The following is a 22,151-nucleotide window of genomic DNA, read 5'->3' as shown; positions in this document are numbered from 1 at the left end:
GCATTCGCATGGAAAACGTCACCATCGTCGGCACCGAAGCAGGAGTCCTCGTGCTCGCGACCGAGTCCGGCGAGCGTTTCGCGCTCGCCATCGACGACGTGCTGCATCGCGAGATCCGTCGCGCCACCCGCCAGGGCGAGCCCGCAGGTCACCGTCTCGCGGCGAGCCCCCGAGACATCCAGGCGCAGATCCGCGCCGGGCACACGGCGTCCGAGGTCGCCGAGCTCCTGGGCATCGGCGTGGACGATGTCGCCCGCTTCGAGGGGCCCGTCCTCGCCGAGCGCGAGCACATCATCGACCAGGCACTGGCGGTGCCGGTGCTGATCGGCAGCGAGGTGGAGCCCGACGCGCAGCCGACGTTCGGCGCGGCGATCAGGGCGAAGCTCGCCGAGGTGTCGGCGAGCGACGAGCGCTGGGCGAGCTGGAAGGAGGAATCCGGCTGGGTCGTGAAACTGGAGTTCTCCTCGAACGACGTCGAGCACGATGCACGCTGGAGCTTCGATCCGCGCCGGAGCGCGCTGTCACCGCTCAACGCCGATGCGACTCAGCTGTCGCGTCAGGGGTCGCTTCCGGAGGGTTTGATCCCTCGGCTTCGCGCGGTGGACGCCGATCGCCCCTCCCCGTACAAGGACGACAGCCGCTTCGACTCCGGGGCTTTCGGCCCCCGACTTCTCCCGGCACCCGACGCCGTCGCCGATGAGCCTTCTCAGCCGGAGCGAGCGACCGCGGCCGTGCAGGAGGCGGCGATCAACCGCGCTCCCGAGACGCAGACGACCAGTCCGGAGACCGCCGACCTGCTGGAAGCACTGCGGCGGCGCCGCGGCCAGCGCGAAACGGCACCGCTGATCGAGGATGCCGGTGCCGATCGTGAGACGCCCGACCGCGAGCCGAGCCCTATCGCTCTGTTCGACGCTCTCGAACAGGACAGCGGCGAATCAGGTCCGGAACCGTCTTCCCCCACGTCGGAGCAACCGGGCGAAGCCGGCGGGCGGCGACGCCGACGCAACGTCATGCCCTCCTGGGACGAGATCGTGTTCGGGGCGCGAACCGACGAGTAGGCGTTCCGTCGCGCCCGTGACGACCGGTGGCCGTGAGCGGGATCAGCGACCGAACGCGCCGAGTCGGATGAGCGGCACCCGCTGCTCCTCGGCGGTCATTCCGCCGTGCTGGCCGATCATGCCGCGCCCCCGCTGATCCGCCGCGGTGCCGTCGTACACTGCCCAGACCCCTCTCGACGCGACGAGGAGATCGCCGATACGCGAAGACGCGGACGCCGTCACGACGGTCCCGAACAGTCCAGCGGCGATGGCCTCGTCGCGCGCGAGCACGTCCGCGACACCCTCGAGATCGCTCCGCCAGCGAGCGGTGATCGCGGCGGCATCCGTGCCTTCGTCGAGGTAGACGTGCAGCATCCGTGGCTCGCCGCCGATGTGCCGGACGCCGTCCAGTCGCCCACCCTTCTCGTCCAGCACGACCTGACGATGCACGGGCACGTCGACCATGCCGTGATCCGAGGTGACGAGCACGCCCACCCTGGGCGGCACCGGCACGGACAGCGCCGCGTCGATGCTCTCCAGCGCCGCGACCCACTCGCCGGAGGCGATGCCGTGCTTGTGGCCGGCCTTGTCGACCTCGGGGAGGTAGCAGTACACCAACGAGCCGGGGTGCCCGGCTGCCAGTTCGTATGCCGCCTCGACGCGCTCGCCCGGCGACTTCGCGGCCACGAACGCCGCCCCTCGCAGAGTGGCCCTCGTGAAGCCGCTGTCCTCGTACGCGGCGACGCCGACCGCGAAGCTCTCGCGACCTGCCGCGCCCGCCTTTTCGAAGATCGTCGGCATCGCCTGCCAGGTCTCGGGGTCGAGCCCCTCCGATCCCCATCCGGTGAGCTGGTTCACCAGCACGTCGCGCGCCGGGTCGAGCACCCGGTACCCGACGAGGCCGTGCTCTCCTGGCCAGGACCCGGTGAGAATGCTGGTCAGAGCGGCGGCGGTCGTCGTCGGGAAGACCGACGCTGCCACATCCTTCTTCGCCATGCTGCCTGTCAGCGTTCGCGCGTGACCGGCGTGGGCGCGAAGTCCGATCGCACCGAGTCCGTCGACGAGCACGAGCACGACGGACTGCGCCGAGGGCAGCACCGCGGATTCGCCACGAAGCGAGGCGAACAGGTCGTCCGCCACCCCGACGACGCTCCGGGCTGCGCCAGGGCCGGACGGTAGCATGAGGGACATCCGAGCCAGTCTGACACAGGCCACAGCTACGCCCCCAGGAACTCCATGCCCAAAACTCCTCCGCCCGAGCCCGTCGAGGAACGCATCCAGGACATCGACCTCTCCAGCGAGATGCAGGGTTCATTCCTCGAGTACGCGTACTCGGTCATCTACTCGCGCGCCCTCCCGGACGCCCGCGACGGGCTGAAGCCGGTACAGCGGCGCATTCTGTACCAGATGGCCGAGATGGGACTGCGGCCGGACCGCGGGCACGTGAAGAGCGCTCGGGTGGTCGGCGAGGTGATGGGAAAGCTGCACCCGCACGGTGATTCCGCCATCTACGACGCCCTCGTCAGGCTCGCGCAGGACTTCGCCCTGCGCGTGCCCCTCATCGACGGTCATGGCAACTTCGGCTCCCTCGACGACGGACCGGCGGCGGCGCGTTACACCGAGGCGCGGCTCGCGGCGGCAGCTCTCGCGCTGACCGAGAACCTCGACGAAGACGTGGTCGACTTCGTTCCGAACTACGACGGGCAGTTTCAGCAGCCGGCGGTGCTGCCGGCCGCCTTCCCGAACCTCCTCGTCAACGGTGCGAGCGGTATCGCGGTCGGGATGGCGACGAACATGGCCCCGCACAACCTCATCGAGGTCGTGGCGGCGGCGACGCACCTTCTGGAGAACCCGGACGCGTCGACCGAGGACCTGATGGAGTTCGTTCCGGGTCCGGATTTCCCGTCCGGCGCCATCATCATGGGTCTCGACGGCGTGAAGGACGCGTATCTGACGGGTCGCGGCGCTTTCAAGGTGCGCGGCAAGGTGTCCGTCGAGCCGCTCGGACCGCGGCGCACTGGGATCATCGTTTCCGAGCTTCCGTACATGGTCGGTCCCGAGCGGCTGATCGAGAAGATCCGCGACGCCGTGCAGTCCAAGAAACTGCAGGGCATCAGCGACGTCACCGATCTCACCGATCGCAACCACGGCCTGCGCGTCGCGATCGGCATCAAAACCGGCTTCGACCCCAATGCGGTGCTCGAACAGCTGTACCGGCTGACCCCGCTCGAGGATTCCTTCAACATCAACAACGTCGCCCTCGTCGACGGCCAGCCTCGCACCCTGGGGCTGAAGGAGATGCTGAGCGTCTATGTCGCGCATCGCCTGGAGGTCATCACGCGACGCAGCCGCTACCGACTCGCGCGTCGGCAGGAGAGGCTGCATCTCGTCGAGGGACTGCTCATCGCGATCCTCGACATCGATGAGGTCATCCAGGTCATCCGCTCATCGGACGATTCCGAACAGGCTCGCACACGCCTGCGCGAGGTCTTCGATCTCAGCGAGCTCCAGGCGGAGTACATCCTCGAACTGCGCCTGCGGCGACTGACGAGGTTCTCGCGCATCGAACTCGAGGCGGAGCGCGACGCGCTCAAGGCCGAGATCGCGGCGCTCCAGGAACTGCTCGGCAGCCAGGTGCTGCTCCGCGCCGCAGTGGCGAAGGAACTGGATGCCGCGGCCGATGCCTACGGCACGCCACGGCGAACGCTGCTCATGAACGCCGCACCGCCGAAACCGCGTGCGACGAAGGGTGCGGTCGATCTGCAGATCGCCGACGCTCCCACGGTGCTCGTGCTCTCGACGACGGGCCGGGCGGTGCGGATCGATCTCGCCGAGGGTCAGGAGCTCACTCTCCCCGCCCGTCGCAGCAAGCACGACGCGATCCTCGCTACGGTCGAGACCACGGTGCGCGCCGAGATCGGAGCGCTGACCACCGCAGGTCGCGTCGTGCGCTTCTCCCCCGTGGATCTTCCTTCGGTGCCGGCGAGCTCGGTGCAGCTGGGGGCGGGTACTCCGCTGCGAGAATACCTCGGCATCACCTCGCGTACCGAGAAGGTCCTCGCCCTCGTGCGCTTCGACAGCGAGACGCCGATCGCGCTCGGCACCGCGCAGGGCACCGTCAAGAGAATCGTTCCAGCGAGCCTTCCCGTTCGTCCGGACCTCGAGGTGATCGGCATGAAGGCGGGCGATGCCGTCGTCGGTGCGGCCGAGGCGGCGGACGGCGCCGATCTGGTGTTCGTGACCACGGACGCCCAGCTGCTGCGCTTCTCCGCCGCGGCGGTTCGCCCCCAGGGGGCGCCCGCGGGCGGGATGGCAGGGATCAAGCTCGGTGCTGGCGCGTCGGTGCTCTTCTTCGGCGCCGTGCCCGCTGACGCAGCGGAAGCCGTGGTCGCCACGGTGTCCGGCTCCGACGGCATCCTCCCCGGCACCGACGCGGGACGCGCGAAGGTGACGCCGTTCAGCCAGTATCCGGCGAAGGGGCGCGCCACGGGTGGCGTGCGGGCGCACTCCTTCCTGAAGGGCGAGGATCGCCTCACCGTGGCGTGGGTCGGGCCCTCGCCCGCGCAGGCGGTCGACCCGACCGGCGCCGTACGTCGACTGCCCGAACCCGGGGCACGCCGCGATGCCTCCGGTCAGCCCATCGACGGCGTCATCGGCTCCATCGGCCGCACTCTCATCTGATGCGCGGCACCGTCACCCTCGTGTCGGGCCTGCCCGGGGTCGGCAAGACCTCGGTGAGCAGGGCGCTCGCGGCGGGCTTCGACCGCGGTGTCCACCTCGACACGGACGTGATCGGTGAGCAGTTCATCATCACAGGCCTCGTGCTGCCCGGCGAGGAGCCGCACGATGACGCCGAGCGCCAGCTCTCGTTGCGTCGCGCCAACCTCATCGCGCTGGCCACCAACTTCGCCGAGGCGGGTTTCGACGTCGTCATCTCCGACGTCGTGTTGTGGCAGCAGTTGCTCGACACGTACGTCGATGGGCTGGGTCGGGACCTGCGCTTCATTCTTCTCACCGCTTCCCCGGCAGCGATTTCGGCGCGCGACGCCGCCAGAGACAAACAGGTGGCGGACAGCTGGGCTCATCTGCGAGCGGATCAGGATTCGTGGAACTCCCCCGGGGTCCGCATCGACACCACCGACGAGACGCTCGAGGAGACGGTGACGACGATCAGAGGGCACTGGTCAGATGCGCGCGTTCACCTGCGTCGCGACTGAGGCACAGCGGCTTCACACGCTCGGTCAGGCGAGCTCGGTCGGTGCGGAGTCCTCGCCGAGCCGGGCCAGGCCCTCCGAGAGGATGCCGGAGAGAAGACGGGCGTGAGACCCGTCGGGATCGAGGTCGGGATCGAAGACCGTGACCGACGCACCCCAGGCGCGAGGAGCCACGATCTCGAGGAAGGCGACGAGGTCCTGCGGGGCGAGCCCGCCCGGATCCGGGCTGTCGACCGCGGGCATGTGTGCGGGATCGAGCACATCCACGTCGATCTGCAGCCAGAACCCGCGGCCGATCCCCGGGGTGGACAGGACGCGCGCGGCCGCGCGCGGAGCGCCGTGCAGGATGATCTGATCGGCCGGCAGAGTGAGCGCGATGGTCTCGGTGACCTCCGCGAGCTCCTCGTCGTCACGCCGGCATCCGATGTGCGCCGTCGCCGCCTGGTCGAAATACGGGCCGAGACCGTCGATATCAGCCACCTCGGGGATGTGGGAGCCGATGGCTGCGGCCAGATCCTCGCCCGCAAGCGCGCCGATCGATGCGCTGTTGCCCGGATGGCGGAAGTCCGTATGTCCGTCGACGTGCACCAGACCGCCGCCTCCGGTGACCCGGGTCGCGAGGCCTGCCGCCACCACGAGACTGCAGTCTCCGCCCAGGACGAGGGGCGCCCGGCCCTGCCCCCGGAGCAGGGCGAGACGGTGCGCCAGACGGCGGGCATGATCGATCACGGCGTCCTGGTTGCGGATCGATCCCGCCGGCCGCGAGTCGTCATCGTCGACGTATCTCCCTGGCAGCACCACCCCGCCGTCCACCGCTCCGCGGGAGAAGAACGCCTCATGAAGGCCTGCCTCGCGAAGCGCCTCCGGTGCCTTGGCGGTGCCGGGGACCGCGCTTCGTTGCGGCGGCCGCAGTCCGAGGTTCGTGGGGGCGGAGACGAGCGCGATCATGTCCTCATCATCGCAGTCGGGCGCTACGCGTCGATGGCCTCGCGGGAGAGTCGGTCGGCGGAGTCGATGATGAATTCGCGCCGAGGTGCCACCTCGTTGCCCATCAACAGTTCGAACACGCGTCCCGCCGCCTCGGCATCCTCCATGCGCACCCGACGCAGCAGCCTGCCGCCGCGATCCATCGTCGTCGTCGCCAGCTGCTCGGCATCCATCTCACCCAGACCCTTGTAGCGCTGGATAGGTTCATGCCACCGCTTGCCCGACTTGCGAAGCTTCGCCAGAAGTGCGTGCATCTCCTGCTCGCTGTAAGTGTAGATCGTCTCGTTGGGCTTGGAGCCCGGATTCATCACGATCACCCGGTGAAGCGGCGGCACTGCAGCGTAGACCCGGCCCTCCTCGATGAGCGGTCTCATGTAGCGGAAGAAGAGCGTCAGCAGCAGCGTGCGGATATGAGCCCCGTCGACATCGGCGTCGCTCATCAGGATCACCTTGCCGTAGCGAGCGGCACCGATCTCGAACGAGCGTCCCGAACCGGCGCCGATCACCTGGATGATGGACGCGCACTCCGTGTTCGAGAGCATGTCACCGATCGAGGCCTTCTGCACGTTGAGGATCTTGCCGCGGATCGGCAGCAGGGCCTGGAACTCGCTGTTGCGGGCGTTCTTGGCCGTGCCGAGCGCCGAGTCGCCCTCGACGATGAACAGCTCGCTGCGCTCGACCTCGTTGGTGCGGCAGTCGACGAGCTTGGTCGGCAGCGTCGAGGACTCGAGAGCGTTCTTGCGGCGCTGCGTCTCCTTGTGGGCCCGCGCTGAGACCCGCGCCTTCATCTCGGCGACGATCTTGTCGAGCAGCTGTGTCGCCTGGCTCTTGTCGTCCCGTTTCGACGAGCTGAAGCGCAGTCCCAACTCCTTGCGCACGACCTGGGCGACGATCTGCCGCACAGCCGGCGTCCCGAGGATCTCCTTGGTCTGACCCTCGAACTGCGGTTCCGGCAGGTTCACAGTGAGGACGGCCGTGAGTCCGGCGAGGACGTCGTCCTTCTCCAGCTTGTCATTGCCGACCTTCAGCCGGCGTGCGTTCTGGTCGACCTGAGAACGCAGCACCTTCAGCAGTTCCTGCTCGAAGCCCTGCTGGTGCGTGCCACCCTTGGGCGTGGAGATGATGTTGACGAACGAGCGCAGCGTCGTGTCGTATCCGGTACCCCAGCGAAGGGCGATGTCGACGGCGCACACCCGCTCGACCTCGGTGGCGATCATGTGCCCGTCTGTCTGGAGGACCGGGACGGTCTCGGTGAACCTGCCCTCACCCTGGAGGCGCCAGGTGTCGGTGACCGGCGCGTCTGTCGCGAGATAGTCCACGAACTCGGCGATACCGCCCTCATAGTGATACGAGGTCTCGATCGGCTCCTCGCCGCGCTCGTCCTTGATGACGATCTCGAGCCCCGGCACGAGGAACGCCGTCTGGCGGGCACGGGTCTCGAGCTCTGAGAGCTGGAAGGCGGCATCCTTGGTGAAGATCTGCCGGTCGGCCCAGTAGCGCACGCGCGTGCCCGTGACCCCGCGGGGCGCTTTGCCTGCGATGCGCAGCTCGCTCTTGTCTTCGAAGGGCGAGAACGGCGCGTCGGGTCGCTTGTCGCCCGAGTCCTTGAAGTTGCCCGGCTCACCGCGATGGAAGGACATCGCATACGTCTTGCCGCCGCGATCGACCTCGACGTCCAGCCGCTCCGAGAGCGCGTTCACGACCGAGGCGCCGACGCCGTGCAGCCCACCGGATGCAGCGTACGACCCGCCGCCGAACTTGCCGCCGGCGTGGAGTTTCGTGAAGACCACCTCGACCCCGCTGAGGCCGGTGCGGGGTTCGACGTCGACCGGGATGCCGCGTCCTCTGTCGTGCACTTCGACGCTGCCGTCGGAGTGGAGGATGATGTCGATGCGGTTTCCATTGCCCGCGACGGCCTCATCGACGGCGTTGTCGATGATCTCCCAGAGGCAGTGCATGAGCCCGGGCGATCCGTTCGAGCCGATGTACATGCCTGGGCGCTTGCGGACCGCTTCGAGCCCTTCGAGCACCTGGAGATGATGGGCGGAATACTCGGCGGTCACAGTCCTCGATTCTATTCTCGCGAGGTGCCGCTGCCCTGCAGACACTCCCCATCGGCGCTCAGGAGACGGCATCGGCGTACGCGCTGAGCGAAACACGCCGCGATTCGGGCATGCCCACAGGTATCGCGTGGTTGTATTGAGCACGCTCCACCGTGGACCCGACACCTGAGGAGGCACCGAGATGAACGCTACGACCGAACGTGAGACCGCCGCCGTCGAGTTCCGCCTGACCGCCATGGATCGCTGCGATTCCTGCGGCGCCCAGGCCTACATCGCCGCCGAGGTCAACGGCTCTGAGCTGCTCTTCTGCGCCCACCACGGCCGCAAGTACGAAGAGAAGCTGCGCAGCGTCGCCACCAGCTGGCACGACGAGACCGCTCGTCTCGTCGACGCGGTCTGACAGACCCGCCTGACCGCTGTCGTCTGACCCGTTCGCGGTCCGAGAGGCCGCTCGGGCTCAGACGATGACGCGACGCACACGCGGAGTCAGCCGCGTGAGGATCTCCTCGCCGACGGTGCCGATGCGCTCCGCGAGCGCCGTCGCGCTCTGCTCCCCCTGTTCCCCTGGGCCGAACACCGTCACCTGTTCGCCGCGCTGCATTCCCGACCAACCCGCCACCACAGAAGTCGTCTGACCGATGACGCGCAGCAGGCGCGGGCCGACGGGTGTGCCCACCTCGACGCCGCTGAGGCTGGACGGCAGACCGTCGAAGCTGCCGATCCCCACGATCGCATCCTCGCCGTCGATACCGACGACGGGCGCCGTGAGCGCGGCGATCGGACGGATGCCGTCGAGCTCGGGCCCGTCTGCTGAGCGGATGCCGTAGCAGAACGCGCCGATGCGCGAGATCGAACCGCGCAGCTCCGGCCGCCACCATGACGCCGCCGACGCCGTCAGGTGCAGCAGTTCGGGGGCTCCTCCCGCGCGACGAACGGCATCGACGGCTGCGAGGAACACCTCCTGCGACGCGTCGTCCTCGGCATCGCTGGCCTCGGAGAGATGACTCCAGACGCCCACGATCTCCAGGGCTCCCTCGTCCTCGGCGGTCCGCGCCTCCGCCACGAATGCGTCCCAGTCGGCGGGCAGCACGCCGTTGCGTCGCAGTCCCGAATCGATCTTGAGATGGACGCGCGCCCGCCGCCCCAGCGCTCTGGCACGAGCGATCACGCGGCGGAGATACTCGGCGGTGCCGATCCCGAGGTCGACCTCGTGCATCAGCGCCTCTGCGATCTCACCGTCTGTCGAGGTCGCCCACGCGAAGACGCGCTCGCCCACCGACAGCGCCCGTCGGATGCGCAGGGCCGTCGGGACGTCATAGCCGCCGAACCAGGAGACCCCTGCCTCGGCCGCCTCCTCCACTGCCCACCCCAAGCCATGCCCGTAGGCATCATCCTTCATGACGAGCATCAGCACAGACGGCGTGATGCGGCGCTGCACAGCCGCGATGTTCTCACGAAACTGACCGCGCGAGATCCGCAGGATCGGGCGACTCATACTTCCCACTCCCGCTCAGCGTGTGCCCCCGCCACCGTCACCAGCTCCCCGATGCCGAGCCCGGTGAGGGCGGACCATCGGGCGAGCGCGGGCCCGGCTGGGCCAGCCCCGCCGAAGTACGTCACCTCGGTGCCGACCGGACGCTCCTCACCCTGCAGGTCGACGACGCAGACATCCATCGCGACGCGCCCGATGATGGGACGCAGCGCGCCGTCGACCTCGACGTAGGCGTGGTTGCCGAGGGCGCGCACGATGCCCTGTGCGTAGCCACCGGTCACGAGCGCGACGACCGTGTTTCTGGTGGCGCGGTACGTGTACCCGTACGACACCGCGTCGCCCGCCCCGAGCCTCTTCGTCGACAGCACCCGTCCGGTGAGTCGCAGCACGGGACGTGTCACGAGGACGCCATCGGCATCCGGCAGACCGTAGAGGACGCGCGAGTCGATGTCGGGCTCAGCATCGACGGTCGCGGTCACACCCTCCGCCGCCAGCGCGGCGACCTCGTCGTCGGAGTCGACGAGCACCGCCAGAGCGCCGGCCGCCGACACGACGTGCGCGATCGACAGCACGCCGTGACCCCAGGCGTCCCGTCGCAGATCGGCGATACGGCCTCCGGCCTCGACGGCGGCAGCAGCGGCACCAGTGAGGGCCGATCTCGAGAGCACTGCCCGCGGAAGCGCGCTGCTGCAGGTCACCGTCGCTCCATCCGCCTCATGGTTCATCCCGTCGTGCGCGTGCTCGGAATCAGAGCCCGATCGAGCTGAAGTCCTTGCCGTGCACCAGCCGTTCGATCGCCGAACGGGCACCGCCGGCATACTCGTCCAGCGGTACATGGGATGCTCCGGACGCCCACACGATTCCGCGCCGCGATGTCGCCGTCGCCAGGATCGCGTCCGTCCAGTGCGGGTTCAGCGGCAGCACCGGGCCCTGCACGTTCGTCGCGAAGGCATTGTCGCGACGAACGATCTCGCCGGCGGAACCCGCGTGCTCGAAGCTTCCTCGGCCTGCCGCGACCGTCCCGTACGGGAGTGCGCCGTTGCCGAGCGACCATCGTGAGGCATGATCCTCGAACCCGATCACCCTGCCGTCGGCGGTGTCGACGAGGATGTAGCCGACCTTGCGCTCTCGCGTGCGCTGAACCCGGAACGGGAAGATTCCCAGACCCTCGATCGGGGCGCCTTCGAGCGGCTCGACAGACGCGCTCAGCAGCTCAGCCGAGCCGCCGACCGCCAGCAGCGATCCGCCGTCGGCGACGAAATCAGAAAGCTGCGTCGCCCGTGAGCGCAGATCGTCGATCACGGTGCGCATCGCGGAGAGCGGCCCGTTGCCGAAGACGAGGATGTCGGGGTCTGCGGGGATCGGCTCACCCGCGCTGACGCGGTGGACCTCGGCGGAGACCCCGCCGCGCTCGAGACGCACCTGGAGAGAGCGTGCGTTCCCGCGGTCCCCGGTGATACCGAGTTCGTTCGGATAGAGCTGGATGATTCGCACGGTGTCGCTCATCGACGCGCCACCTCCTGGTCGCCGTGACCGAGAAGCTTTCGGCCGATCATCATGAGTTCGTAATTCACGAACCAGGTCTGGCGGCCGGACGGTGCGGGTTCGAGCGCACGCATGAGGGCGACCGCCTTTTCCATGTCGGGCTCCACGACGCCGATGTCGACGCCGGCGTGCTCGAGGCACAGCGCAAGCTGGTATGCCTTCTCGCCGGTCACCACGTCGACGCGCGGCAGTACGTCGAAGTCGACGTCGTACAACCACGAGACGTCGGGCGTACCCTCGTCGATCGCGATGAGCGCCCGCTCGGGTGCACCCTCGAGCGCGTCGAGGTTCATCTGCAGGCTGGGTGCATTCTTGAACATCACGAACTCGACCTGCTCGCCTGCAGGGTTCCTTCGCAGCGGGATGACCTCGCCGCGGCCATAGGCGGGAGCCATACGAGAGAAGCCCGTCGCTGCTCGGTCGACCGAGAAGTCCTCACCGAGCACTCGGGCAGCCACGGTCAGCGCCGCCGCGGCGTCCGCCGCATAGTGCAGTCCGCGGGCCGGCAGGGTGATCTCGGCCTCCGCATCGCCGACGCGGACGGTCACGTCACGCCCGTGCGCGCGGGTGACCTCTGCGAAGGCATCACGCTCCACCGTGCCGGTGTTGCCGCTGCGGGTGTCGACGGCGTTCGCCAGCCCGTGAGCTGAGGCCGCGACGAGCTCGGGCGAGACACCGAAGAACGACACCTCCGCGCGCATGGTGCTCGTGTCGATCTTGCTGAGGTACGGGTCGTCGCGGTTCACCACCACATGACCGGAGGCGCGCGTCGACGCGTCGAGCATCATGTCGGCGACGCGCTCCGTCTCATAGAAGCGGTACAGCTGATCGACCTGCACGTTCAGCGAGAGGATGACCGTCGGAGAGAGCTGATCTGCGAGATCTGCGGCGTAACCCTCGTCGACCTCGAGCACGGCGACATCGGCTCGGATGCGTCCGGTGAGCGTCGCATCAGCAAGCAGCGCGCTCGTGACCCCCTGCGGCAGGTTCGCCCCGGTGGGGTTCGTGAACACGGTGAGACCATGCGCCCTCAGTACCTCGCTGATCATGTGGGTCGTGGTCGTCTTGCCGTTCGAGCCGAGCACGAACACGACGCCATAGCGGAACTGGTCTGCCAGCGTGGGAAGCAACGAGGGCGCGAGCCGGTTCGTCAGATACCCGGGGAACGCCGAACCGCCGCCCCGCAGGCGCGTCGCGAAGCGAGCGAGCTTCCCGGCAAGGACCGGGAACACGTAGCGGATGCCTGCGGAGCGCGCCTGTGGTGCGCCCGACATCATTCGAGGTAGTCCCGGAGCGACTGCGAACGGCTCGGGTGACGCAGCTTCGCCATCGTCTTCGACTCGATCTGGCGGATGCGCTCCCGCGTCACGCCGAACGTGTCACCGATCTGGTCGAGCGTCTTGGGCTGTCCGTCGCCCAGGCCGAATCGCATGCGGATCACGCCGGCCTCGCGCTCGGAGAGCGAATCGAGCAGCTGCTCGAGCTGGCGCTGCAGCATCGTGAAACCGACGGCATCCGCAGGGACCACCGCCTCGGTGTCCTCGATGAGGTCACCGAACTCGCTGTCGCCGTCCTCGCCGAGAGGAGTGTGCAGCGAGATCGGCTCGCGGCCGTACTTCTGCACCTCGACGACCTTCTCCGGCGTCATGTCCAGCTCGCGGCTGAGCTCTTCCGGGGTGGGTTCGCGACCGAGGTCCTGCAGCATCTGGCGCTGAACGCGGGCGAGCTTGTTGATGACCTCGACCATGTGCACCGGGATGCGGATCGTACGAGCCTGGTCGGCCATCGCGCGAGTGATCGCCTGGCGGATCCACCAGGTGGCATACGTCGAGAACTTGAAGCCCTTGGTGTAGTCGAACTTCTCGACGGCACGGATGAGGCCGAGGTTCCCCTCCTGGATGAGATCGAGGAACTGCATGCCGCGGCCGGTGTAGCGCTTGGCGAGCGACACGACGAGGCGGAGGTTGGCGCCGAGCAGGTGGCTCTTCGCGCGCTGGCCGTCACGGGCGACCCACTGCAGGTCGAGTCCGAGCTGGCTCGCCTTCTCGGCGGCCGACATGGTCGACAGCTTCTCCTCGGCGAACAGGCCGGCCTCGATGCGCATGGCGAGCTCGACCTCTTCGGCCGCGTTCAGCAGCGCGACCTTGCCGATCTGCTTCAGGTAGTCCTTGACCGGGTCGGCGGTGGCACCAGTGATCTGCGTGGAGTAGACCGGGACATCCTCGTCGTCGTTCGATGAGATGACGATGGCGCCGGTGGGCAGCGGCTCAGTGAACGCGGGCTTGCTGTTGTCGTCGTCGTCGTCATCGGACGCCGCGTCTTCAGCGGCGGGAGCGGCCGGAGCCTCTTCATCCTCGACGACGTCGTCGGCCTTCTTCTTCTTGACGGGGGCGCGCTTCGCGGCGGCGCGCTTCGCGGCCGTCTGGGCGACGGGCTTGTCGGCGGCAGCCTCGGGCTGCGCGTCGAGCTCGGGCTCTTCGGCGTTCTTCTTCGTCCGGGTTTTGTTGGTCGTGGCAGGAGTCACGTTTCGCCTTTCACGGGGCCGCAGATCCGCCCCGGGACATTTCGGACACTATTAAGACCCTTGTCAAGTCCGTTCTCCGAAGAGAACGATTGACAACGGGTCAGAGTCCTAGTATCGCACACGTGTGACCACGGGAGCGCATTCCGGCGAAGTTCGCCGAAATCCGCTCAGCCGCGACCCGGTTTGTCTTCATCTCCGGACGGGCGGGACGCCAGATAGCGTTCCAGCTCGGCTGCGAGCTCATCGGCGCTCGGGAGGTCGCGCTCGCTGAATCCGCCTTCGTCGTAGGAGTCGTCGTCGGGATTGCGGCCCGCCATGTACGCGTCGTAACGCCGCTCGAGCGTGTGCACCATCTGCTGCAGCTCGTCGTTTCCGATGACCTGCTCGTCGACGCGGGCGATGTAGTCCTCACGACGCTCGTGCACATCGTCCATGACGAGGACGAGGCCCGTCGCCGCCATCAGCCGCTCGGCTGCGGTGATCACGGCGTCCGGATTCTCGGTCTCCGCGAGGTAGTGCGGTACCAGCAGGACGAAGCCGACCGCGCGATCGCCTCGCTCGGCGAAACGGAACTCCAGCAGGTGACCGGCCGTCGCTGGAACCTGCGTGCGCGGGCGCCACACGGAGTGGGCGACGGTGAGCTCGCGGCGGTTGCCGCTGACAGTGGTGCCGATCGGCCGAGTGTGCGGAACCGGCATGGCGATGGAATGCACCCACGTGAGGCCTGAGATCTCGAACTGGGTCGCGAGGTCGAGAATGGTGTCCGCGAAGGCGTTCCAGGCGAAGTCCGGTTCGTATCCGGCCAGGAGGAGGAACGGCTGGCCGAGCGCATCGGTGGCGAGTGACAGCTCGAGTCGTGCCGGACGGAACTCGGTCAGGTGGTCCTGCTCGAACACGATCACCGGCCGCCGGGCCCGGTAGTCCAGCAGCACGTCGTTGTCGAAGATGACGACCGGCTGCGGCGAGGTCGACTCCCGAAGGTGGTCGATGAGCCCCGAAACGGCGCTTCCGGCGTCGGTGAACCCGGTCAGCAGCATCACCAACGGCAGGCCACGGGGCACCACCGGCGCGTTCGCCACACGTTCGTAGAGGTCTCCGGAGAAGGGCATGTCACCATGCTACGAGCAGCGGCCGATCCGAGGGCGGCGGCGGTCTTGCTGAGAGCGAACACCCCTGGCCGGCTCCCGCGCCGTCCCCATGCCTGATCCCTAGGATGGAAGCATGACGCTTCCCGTGCTGTCGCACACGCCTGATCCGTTCCCCGCAGCCGCCGCCGACGCCGCAGTGCTCGTCGTTCCCGACCTCTCCGAATCCACCGAGTCGCTCGCCGGATTCAGCGGTCTCGCCGAGGCCCTCGAAGCGGTCGGGTTCACCGGATCCGCCTCCTCGTTCGCGCGGGTCCATGCTCCCGAGGTCACCTCGCTGCCGTTCGCCGTGGTCGGCGCAGGTCGCGCTCCGACCGCGCACGCGGTGCGCGACGCCGTCGGCACGGCGATCCGAACCCTCACCGGCTTCGGCACGGTGTCCGTCGGGCTCGCAGCCGGCCTCGAGCAATTCGCCCTCCCCGCGGCAGAGGGGGCGGTCTTCGGTGGGTATCGCTTCGACGACTACCGCACGGAGAAGGGGAAGCCTCGAGCCGAGGCCGTCATCGTGCACAGCGACGCGCTCGTCGACGACGACATCGATCGCACGCAGACGCTCGGTGACGCGATCGCCCTCGTGAAGGATCTCGTCACCGTCCCGGCGGAATGGCAGAGTCCTGCTCAGCTGGCGCAGAGCGCGGCCGACAGTGTGGCGAACCTCGACGTCACGGTCGAGATCCTCGACGAGCAGGCCCTCGAAGATCAGGGCTTCGGCGGCATCCTCGGCGTCGGCAAGGGTTCGGACCGCCCGCCGCGGCTCGTCCGCCTCGAGTACTCCCCTGCCGACGCTGCGCGCCACATCGCATTGGTGGGCAAGGGGATAACGTTCGATACCGGCGGGCTCTCGCTGAAGCCCCCCGCCGGCATGGTCGGCATGAAGTTCGACATGGCGGGGGCGGCCACATGTCTCGCTGCGCTTCGCGCGATCGCGACGCTGCGCCTCCCGGTCCGAGTCACGGCGTGGCTGTGCATCGCGGACAACATGCCGTCCGGCCGTGCGACCCGCCCTGGCGACGTTCTGCGGATGCTCGACGGCTCCACCGTGGAGGTTCTGAACACGGATGCCGAGGGCCGCCTGGTCATGGGCGACGGTCTGGTCGCGGCGAGTCGTGAGAACCCCGACGTCATCATCGATGTCGCCACACTCACCGGCGCGATCATCGCCGCGATCGGGCACCGGCACACCGGAGTCATGGGCGACGACGACACGGTGGCGGAGTTCCTCGCGAGCGCGGAGAGGGCGGGAGAGCCGGCGTGGCACATGCCGCTGCCCGAGTACATGGAGGAGTCGCTCGCCTCGCAGATCGCCGACATGGTGAACTCGAACACGAAGGACAAGTCCGCGGGTGCCTCCTTCGCCGGGCTGTTCCTGCGCCGCTTCGTCGGCAAGGTGTCCGACGCCGAAGACGCGCCCCGCATCCCCTGGGTGCATCTGGACATCGCCGGATCCGGCGAGAACGGCGGTGCGCCATACGGCTTCACCGACAAAGGCCCAACCGGAGCGATGGTCCGATCGATCGTCGCTTTCGCCGAAGCATCCCACACGGAGGCATGACATGACCACGCACAACTTCGACCTCGTCGTCCTCGGCGGCGGCAGCGGGGGGTACGCGGCGGCGCTGCGCGCCAGCGAGCTCGGCAAGTCGGTCGCGCTCATCGAGAAGGACAAGGTCGGCGGCACGTGCCTGCACCGCGGATGCATCCCCACGAAGGCGCTGCTGCACGCGGCGGAAGTCGCTGAGCATGTCCGGGACGCAGCTCACGTCGGCATCAGGGCGACACTGGACGGCATCGATCCCGCCGGCGTCCGTGCGTACCGCGAAAGCATCGTCGCGAAGAAGTTCAAGGGGCTCGAAGGACTGGTGAAGGCTCGCGGGATCACCACTGTCGCGGGATTCGGGCGGCTGCAGGCCGACCGCAGCGTGGCTGTCGGTGACGACATCTATGTGGGCGCCGACGTCGTTCTCGCGACCGGTTCCTACAGCCGCACGCTCCCCGGTCTCGAGATCGGCGGCCGGATCCTCACGAGCGAGCAGGCGCTCGCCCTCGACGAGATCCCCGACCGTGTTCTCATCCTCGGCGGCGGCGTGATCGGCGTCGAGTTCGCCAGCGTGTGGCGCTCCTTCGGGGCCGAGGTGACCATCGTCGAGGCCCTGCCGCATCTCGTGCCGAACGAGGACATCGCCATGAGCAAGGGCCTCGAGCGCGCGTTCCGTCGCCGAGGCATCCAGTACTCCCTCGGTGTGCGGTTCCAGTCCGTCGCGCAGGACGACTCTTCGGTGACGATCACCCTCGAAGACGGCAAGGAGTTCAGCGCGGACTACCTTCTCGTCGCCGTCGGCCGCGGGCCGCTGACTGCCGACCTCGGCTTCGAAGAGGCAGGCGTGGTGCTGGATCGCGGCTTCGTCACCGTCGATCAGGAGCTTCGGACCGGCGTGCCAGGGGTCTGGGCCGTCGGCGACATCGTTCCCGGGCTGCAGCTCGCCCACCGGGGATTCCAGCAGGGCATCGCCGTCGCCGAGCGGATCGCCGGCCTCTCGCCCGCCGTGATCCCCGACAGCCAGATCCCGAAGGTGACGTACTCGAGCCCGGAGGTCGCCTCGGTGGGCGTCACCGAAGAGGCAGCCGTCACCGCGCACGGCACTGACGCGATCTCCTCCTACGAGTACAACCTCGCCGGCAACGGCAAGAGCGAGATCATCGGCACCGGTGGCCTCGTGAAGGTCGTCCGTCTGAAGGACGGACCCGTCATCGGCGTCCACCTGCTCGGCGACCGTGTCGGTGAACTCATCACCGAAGGACAGCTCGCGGTGGCGTGGGAAGCGCACCCCGAGGACATCGCACCGCTCATCCACGCTCACCCCACCCAGAGCGAGGCCCTCGGAGAGGCGTTCCTCGCTCTCGCCGGCAAGCCCTTGCACGCCCTCTGAACACCAATCGGTGTCAGGGTCACTAAGCTAGACAAGCGTCATACAACTTCCTGAAGGAGACTCCGTCATGAGCACATCCGTGGTCCTCCCCGCTCTCGGTGAGAGCGTTACCGAGGGTACGGTCACCCGCTGGCTCAAGCAGGTGGGAGACACCGTGCAGGCGGATGAGGGCCTGCTCGAGATCTCGACCGACAAGGTCGACACCGAGATCCCCTCCCCCGTCAGCGGTGTGATCGAGGAGATCCTCGTCGCCGAGGACGAGACCGTCGAGGTCGGCGCGTTGCTCGCTCGCATCGGCGACGGATCGGCTGCAGCTCCGGCATCCGATGCTCCTGCCGCTGCGGCGGCCGAGGCGGAGACTGCTCCGGCTTCGGAGGCTCCCACTGCCGACGCTCCCACGGATGCAGCACCTCAGGCGGAGGCAGCGCCCGCGGAGGCAGCGCCCGCGGAGGCCGCACCGGCCGACGCCGCACCGGCTCAGCAGGCTCCGGCCGAGCAGAACACCGGCGACACCACCGACATCGTCCTTCCGGAACTCGGTGAGAGCGTCACCGAGGGCACGGTCACCCGCTGGTTGAAGCAGGTGGGCGACTCGGTCGAGGTCGACGAGGCTCTGCTGGAGATCTCCACCGACAAGGTCGACACCGAGATCCCTTCCCCCGTCGCCGGCGTCCTGCAGGAGATCGTCGCCGCAGAGGATGAGACCGTCGAGGTCGGAGCCGTTCTCGCCCGCGTCGGCTCGGGAGCAGCGCCCGCCGCGGCAGCGCCGGCAGCTCCTGCTGCCGCTGAAGCTGCGCCCGCGGCCGCTCAGCCCGCCGCGCCTGCTCCGGCCGCTCCCGCAGCCGCTCCGGCCGCTCCCGCAGCCGCTCCGCCCGCACCGGCGGCTCCCGCCGCGGCGGCCCCCGCTGCACCGGCCGCATCCCAGGCTCCCGCACCCCAGGCTCCCGCGCCCAAGCTGGCGCTGCCCACAGAGAACGACAACCTCTACGTCACCCCGCTCGTGCGTCGCTTGGCGGCACAGCAGGGCGTGGATCTGTCCACCGTCACCGGAACCGGTGTGGGCGGCCGTATCCGCAAGGAAGACGTGCTCAAGGCCGCCGAGACGGCCGCCGCGGCCCCTGCCGCTGCGCCCGCCGCGGCAGCACCGACGCCGCTCGAGGTCTCGCCGCTGCGCGGGACGACCCAGCCGATGTCGCGACTTCGCAAGATGGTCGTGGAGCGCGCCGTCGCCTCGATGCAGCAGACGGCGCAGTTGACGACCGTGGTCGAGGTCGACGTCACGAAGCTCGCGGTCTACCGCGACAGCGTGAAGGCATCCTTCCTCGAGAAGACCGGGGACAAGCTGTCGTTCCTGCCGTTCTTCGTGCTGGCGGCCGCCGAGGCGCTGCAGGCGTTCCCCATCATCAACTCCACGGTGGACGGCGACAAGATCGTCTACCCGGCCACGGAGAACGTCTCGATCGCGGTCGACACCGAGCGGGGGCTCCTCACGCCGGTGCTGCGGGATGCCGCGTCGAAGAACATCGCACAGATCGCACACGAGATCGCCGATCTCGCCGCGCGCACCCGCGACAACAAGTTGAAGCCGGATGAGCTGGCCGGTGGCACATTCACCGTCACCAACACCGGATCGCGCGGTGCGCTGTTCGACACGCCGCTCGTGTTCCTGCCGCAGTCCGCGATCCTCGGCACCGGCGTCGTCGTGAAGCGCCCCGGTCTTTCGAAGGTCGACGGCGTGGACGCGATCTCGGTGCGGTCGTACGTGTACCTCGCGTTGTCCTACGACCACCGGATCATCGACGGTGCGGATGCCGCCCGCTTCCTCGGCGCGGTCAAGGCGCGCCTCGAGGCTGCGGACTTCGCCGCCTCGCTCGGCGCCTGACACCGAGCACGATCAGCCTGGCTGGTCCGCGACGCCATAGACGTCGCGGACCAGCCAGTTCTCGTTGAGCCGGACGAGTACCAGCATCAGCTCGGGTTCGCCCGCCTCGCCGTCCTCTGCCGTCGAGGTCAGTCGGACCACCGCGACATCTCCGTACTCGTCGACCACGGTCAGCTCCCGGGCAGCGTCGACGCGCCCCAGGAGGTCCACCACCCCGCTCGCGCCGGCCGCGACCGCGTCCGGGCACCCCACATCGCCCGCGTCGGCGCACGCACGGATCGTGGCGAGCAGAACGCGCGCCGCCGTCACCGGATCATCGTCAGCCGCAGCCGCAGCCGCGGGCGGCGTAGGCGTCTCGCCCGCGGGAGCGGCCGTCGGGTCGGCCGCTCCCGCCGCCGCACCGGGCTCCTCCGGTACGGCGTCATCGACCGGAGGCGACGCGGTCGCATCGCCCGGGTCGTGGGTCCGGGCGTCGGCCCCGCCGTCAGAGGGCCAGAGCATGCCGACGGCGAGCACCGCCGCTGCTGCCGCGCCCGCGACCACGAGCATCCGCCGGCGCCGCGGTCCGCGCTCTCGCCTCACGACCGCAGGTGCCGCGGGGGCCGCCGCGATGAGCGTCGAGTTGTCGTCTGATCCAGTCGCCCGAGTTCGGAGAACCGACGCTCGACTCCCCAGGCGATCGATCATCCCCGTCGCGTGAGCCCGCGCCGCCGCCGCGAGACGTCCGAACCGCCCGGCTGCACCCGCGGGCGGCTCATCGACGAAGGCGGCCCGCTGCGGGGCGAGGTCCCGCGCCCGCTCCGGGGCGAAGACCTCACGCCGGAGCGGGCGCGGCGCGGCGTTCTCGAAAAGGTCCCGCTCCCATTCCTCCCGAACCCGCGACGCGACCCGCGGCTGCTCGAGCCCCTGATGCACGGCGGCCAGCGTGCGCCCCAGCGCGCGGTCGGCCGCTCCTTCCTGCAGACGAGCGACAACGCGCGCCGCGCCGGTTCGCGCGGTGTCACCCTCACCCAGGACGAACACCGGCCGACCCTCGTCCGTGAGCCACCAGCCGCCGGACGTGCTCGCTCCCCCATCGAGCTCGTCGATTCCCCTCAGCAGGCTGCCGACGAGCGTCGCGATCTCGCCGGCCGACAGCGCGACCCCGGCTGCGCTTCGCCTGCCGAGGAACGTCGTGAGCCGCTCGGAGCACCACGGCAGCAGCACATCGTGCCCATCGGCACGCCGCACCACGTCGACCGGACCGGCAACGTGCTCGGCGCCGGCATACCCCCAGCCGTCCCATCCGCTGAGCGACGCCGCGTCGGTCTGCACCGCGACTCCGCCACCGCGGCTGACGAGAGCACCGGCGAAGGGCCCTTCCTGCGCGTCGAGCGTGCGGATCAGCCGGTGCGCCCCCGGCACCAGCATCCGCTCGCCATCGGCGAGGTCGTCGTCTGTCATGCGCTCAATGACATCGCATCCGGCGACGCGACAGGGCCGCCGCATCCCGAATGTGGACGATATCGACGGATCCGAGAGCTGTGCAGGAGAAGAGGCTCCGACCGGAATCCGCCCGGCGCGAACGCCGACATCGGCGGCATCCGGGACTGGGTAGGCTATTGCCTATGGCAAAGCGTGCTCCCGAACCCGAGAAGCGTCCTGGGTTCTTCTCCCAGATCAAGTCCCTCTTCCGGTTCACGCGTGAGATCTACCGCTGGCTGCCGTGGGCGCAGATCGCGATCCTCCTCGTCGGAATCCTCCTCGGTCTGGTCGTCGGCTACCTCATCCCGCCGTTCCAGGTCTGGACGCTGATCCTCTGGGGTATCACCGGCCTCATGCTCGGTGTGCTCGGCGCACTCTTCCTCATGACCCGCCTGTCGACCAAGGCCATGTACAAGAAGATCGACGGCATGCCCGGTGCCACCGGCCACGTCCTCAGCACGAGCCTCGGTCGAAAGTGGCAGGCGTCCGAGACACCGGTCGGGATCAACCCCAAGACGCAGGAGGCGGTGTACCGCACTGTCGGACGCGGCGGGGTCGTCGTGATCGGTGAGGGCTCGCGCGGCCGCCTGACCCGTCTCATCAACGAGGAGCGCACGAAGGTGCAGCGCGTCGCGCAGGGCGTTCCCGTCACCGTGCTCTATGTCGGCCACGGTGAGGACGACGTCGCGATCGGCGACCTCGCGAAGACGATCAAGAAGCTTCCGAAGGTCGTGGACAAGCCCACCATGGCCGCCGTCATCCGCCGCATCGACTCGGTCTCGCAGTCGCTGTCGTCGCTTCCCATCCCGAAGGGCATCGACCCCACCAAGGTCCGCGCTCAGCGTCCTCGCTGATCACTCGCTTCACGCAG

The 22,151-nt window shown here is 68.8% G+C and carries 18 protein-coding genes; 8 read left to right on the top strand and 10 right to left on the bottom strand.

Going from position 1 to position 22,151, the window contains the following annotated elements:
- Nucleotides 1-1,058, top strand: a 1,058-nt coding sequence (gene sepH, locus RIN18_RS04480) for a septation protein SepH (RefSeq protein WP_309102744.1), incomplete at its 5' end; no start/stop codon positions are given.
- Between the two features lie 42 nt (nucleotides 1,059-1,100).
- On the opposite strand, the gene RIN18_RS04475 is transcribed toward sepH, so the two are convergent.
- Complete coding sequence (locus tag RIN18_RS04475; protein ID WP_309102743.1) at nucleotides 1,101-2,228, bottom strand: alkaline phosphatase family protein; 1,128 nt, start codon at nucleotides 2,226-2,228, stop codon at nucleotides 1,101-1,103.
- 45 nt (nucleotides 2,229-2,273) lie between these two features.
- On the opposite strand from RIN18_RS04475, the gene RIN18_RS04470 reads away from it, so the two are divergent.
- Together RIN18_RS04470 and RIN18_RS04465 are read left to right on the top strand one after the other, a co-directional pair.
- Nucleotides 2,274-4,718 (top strand): DNA topoisomerase (ATP-hydrolyzing), encoded by a 2,445-nt coding sequence (locus RIN18_RS04470; protein ID WP_309102742.1) that lies wholly within the window; start codon nucleotides 2,274-2,276, stop codon nucleotides 4,716-4,718.
- Entirely contained in the window at nucleotides 4,718-5,254 is a 537-nt protein-coding gene (locus RIN18_RS04465; RefSeq protein ID WP_309102741.1) for an AAA family ATPase, read from the top strand. Before RIN18_RS04470 ends, RIN18_RS04465 begins: the two co-directional genes overlap by 1 nt.
- A gap of 24 nt (nucleotides 5,255-5,278) precedes the next feature.
- Here the strand turns inward: RIN18_RS04465 and RIN18_RS04460 are convergent, their stop codons facing one another.
- Both RIN18_RS04460 and RIN18_RS04455 read right to left on the bottom strand, forming a co-directional pair.
- Nucleotides 5,279-6,199, bottom strand: coding sequence for an arginase family protein (locus RIN18_RS04460; protein WP_309102740.1), 921 nt, complete (start codon nucleotides 6,197-6,199; stop codon nucleotides 5,279-5,281).
- 23 nt (nucleotides 6,200-6,222) lie between these two features.
- Nucleotides 6,223-8,301, bottom strand: coding sequence for a DNA topoisomerase IV subunit B (locus RIN18_RS04455; RefSeq protein WP_309102739.1), 2,079 nt, complete (start codon nucleotides 8,299-8,301; stop codon nucleotides 6,223-6,225).
- Between the two features lie 181 nt (nucleotides 8,302-8,482).
- Between RIN18_RS04455 and RIN18_RS04450 the strand changes: the two genes are divergently transcribed.
- Complete coding sequence (locus RIN18_RS04450) at nucleotides 8,483-8,701, top strand: hypothetical protein (RefSeq protein WP_309102738.1); 219 nt, start codon at nucleotides 8,483-8,485, stop codon at nucleotides 8,699-8,701.
- A 57-nt stretch (nucleotides 8,702-8,758) separates the two neighbouring features.
- On the opposite strand, the gene RIN18_RS04445 is transcribed toward RIN18_RS04450, so the two are convergent.
- From RIN18_RS04445 to RIN18_RS04420, 6 genes are all read right to left on the bottom strand, one after another.
- On the bottom strand, nucleotides 8,759-9,796 hold the full coding sequence (locus tag RIN18_RS04445; RefSeq protein WP_309102737.1) for an alanine racemase: 1,038 nt from the start codon (nucleotides 9,794-9,796) through the stop codon (nucleotides 8,759-8,761).
- Nucleotides 9,793-10,491, bottom strand: a complete 699-nt coding sequence (locus tag RIN18_RS04440) for an alanine racemase C-terminal domain-containing protein (RefSeq protein WP_309102736.1) — start codon at nucleotides 10,489-10,491, stop codon at nucleotides 9,793-9,795. The genes RIN18_RS04445 and RIN18_RS04440 overlap by 4 nt, the downstream gene beginning before the upstream one ends.
- Before the next feature lie 49 nt (nucleotides 10,492-10,540).
- The gene (locus tag RIN18_RS04435) at nucleotides 10,541-11,299 is read right to left on the bottom strand and encodes a glutamine amidotransferase (RefSeq protein ID WP_309102735.1); all 759 of its coding nucleotides are present in this window, start codon (nucleotides 11,297-11,299) and stop codon (nucleotides 10,541-10,543) included.
- Nucleotides 11,296-12,612, bottom strand: a complete 1,317-nt coding sequence (locus RIN18_RS04430; RefSeq protein ID WP_309102734.1) for a MurT ligase domain-containing protein — start codon at nucleotides 12,610-12,612, stop codon at nucleotides 11,296-11,298. The genes RIN18_RS04435 and RIN18_RS04430 overlap by 4 nt, the downstream gene beginning before the upstream one ends.
- Nucleotides 12,612-13,862, bottom strand: coding sequence for an RNA polymerase sigma factor (locus RIN18_RS04425; protein ID WP_309102733.1), 1,251 nt, complete (start codon nucleotides 13,860-13,862; stop codon nucleotides 12,612-12,614). Before RIN18_RS04425 ends, RIN18_RS04430 begins: the two co-directional genes overlap by 1 nt.
- 167 nt (nucleotides 13,863-14,029) lie before the next feature.
- On the bottom strand, nucleotides 14,030-14,971 hold the full coding sequence (locus tag RIN18_RS04420) for a PAC2 family protein (RefSeq protein ID WP_309102732.1): 942 nt from the start codon (nucleotides 14,969-14,971) through the stop codon (nucleotides 14,030-14,032).
- 112 nt (nucleotides 14,972-15,083) lie between these two features.
- On the opposite strand from RIN18_RS04420, the gene RIN18_RS04415 reads away from it, so the two are divergent.
- The 3 genes from RIN18_RS04415 to sucB all read left to right on the top strand — a co-directional run bounded on the left by RIN18_RS04415 (nucleotide 15,084) and on the right by sucB (nucleotide 19,816).
- Nucleotides 15,084-16,559 (top strand): leucyl aminopeptidase, encoded by a 1,476-nt coding sequence (locus RIN18_RS04415; RefSeq protein ID WP_309102731.1) that lies wholly within the window; start codon nucleotides 15,084-15,086, stop codon nucleotides 16,557-16,559.
- Nucleotide 16,560: 1 nt separating this feature from the next.
- Nucleotides 16,561-17,934: a dihydrolipoyl dehydrogenase gene (gene lpdA / locus RIN18_RS04410; protein ID WP_309102730.1), complete on the top strand. Its 1,374-nt coding sequence runs from the start codon at nucleotides 16,561-16,563 to the stop codon at nucleotides 17,932-17,934.
- A gap of 67 nt (nucleotides 17,935-18,001) precedes the next feature.
- Entirely contained in the window at nucleotides 18,002-19,816 is a 1,815-nt protein-coding gene (sucB, locus tag RIN18_RS04405) for a 2-oxoglutarate dehydrogenase, E2 component, dihydrolipoamide succinyltransferase (protein WP_309102729.1), read from the top strand.
- 12 nt (nucleotides 19,817-19,828) lie between these two features.
- Here sucB and RIN18_RS04400 read toward each other — a convergent pair whose 3' ends face one another.
- The gene (locus RIN18_RS04400) at nucleotides 19,829-21,259 is read right to left on the bottom strand and encodes a hypothetical protein (protein WP_309102728.1); all 1,431 of its coding nucleotides are present in this window, start codon (nucleotides 21,257-21,259) and stop codon (nucleotides 19,829-19,831) included.
- A 164-nt stretch (nucleotides 21,260-21,423) separates the two neighbouring features.
- Here RIN18_RS04400 and RIN18_RS04395 point away from each other — a divergent pair, with 164 nt between their 5' ends.
- Entirely contained in the window at nucleotides 21,424-22,134 is a 711-nt protein-coding gene (locus tag RIN18_RS04395; protein WP_309102727.1) for a DUF4191 family protein, read from the top strand.
- Nucleotides 22,135-22,151: the final 17 nt, after the last annotated feature.

The organism is Microbacterium sp. (assembly GCF_031179285.1).
Classification (GTDB): Bacteria; Actinomycetota; Actinomycetes; order Actinomycetales; family Microbacteriaceae; genus Microbacterium.
This window is presented reverse-complemented; position numbering and strand designations above follow the sequence as displayed.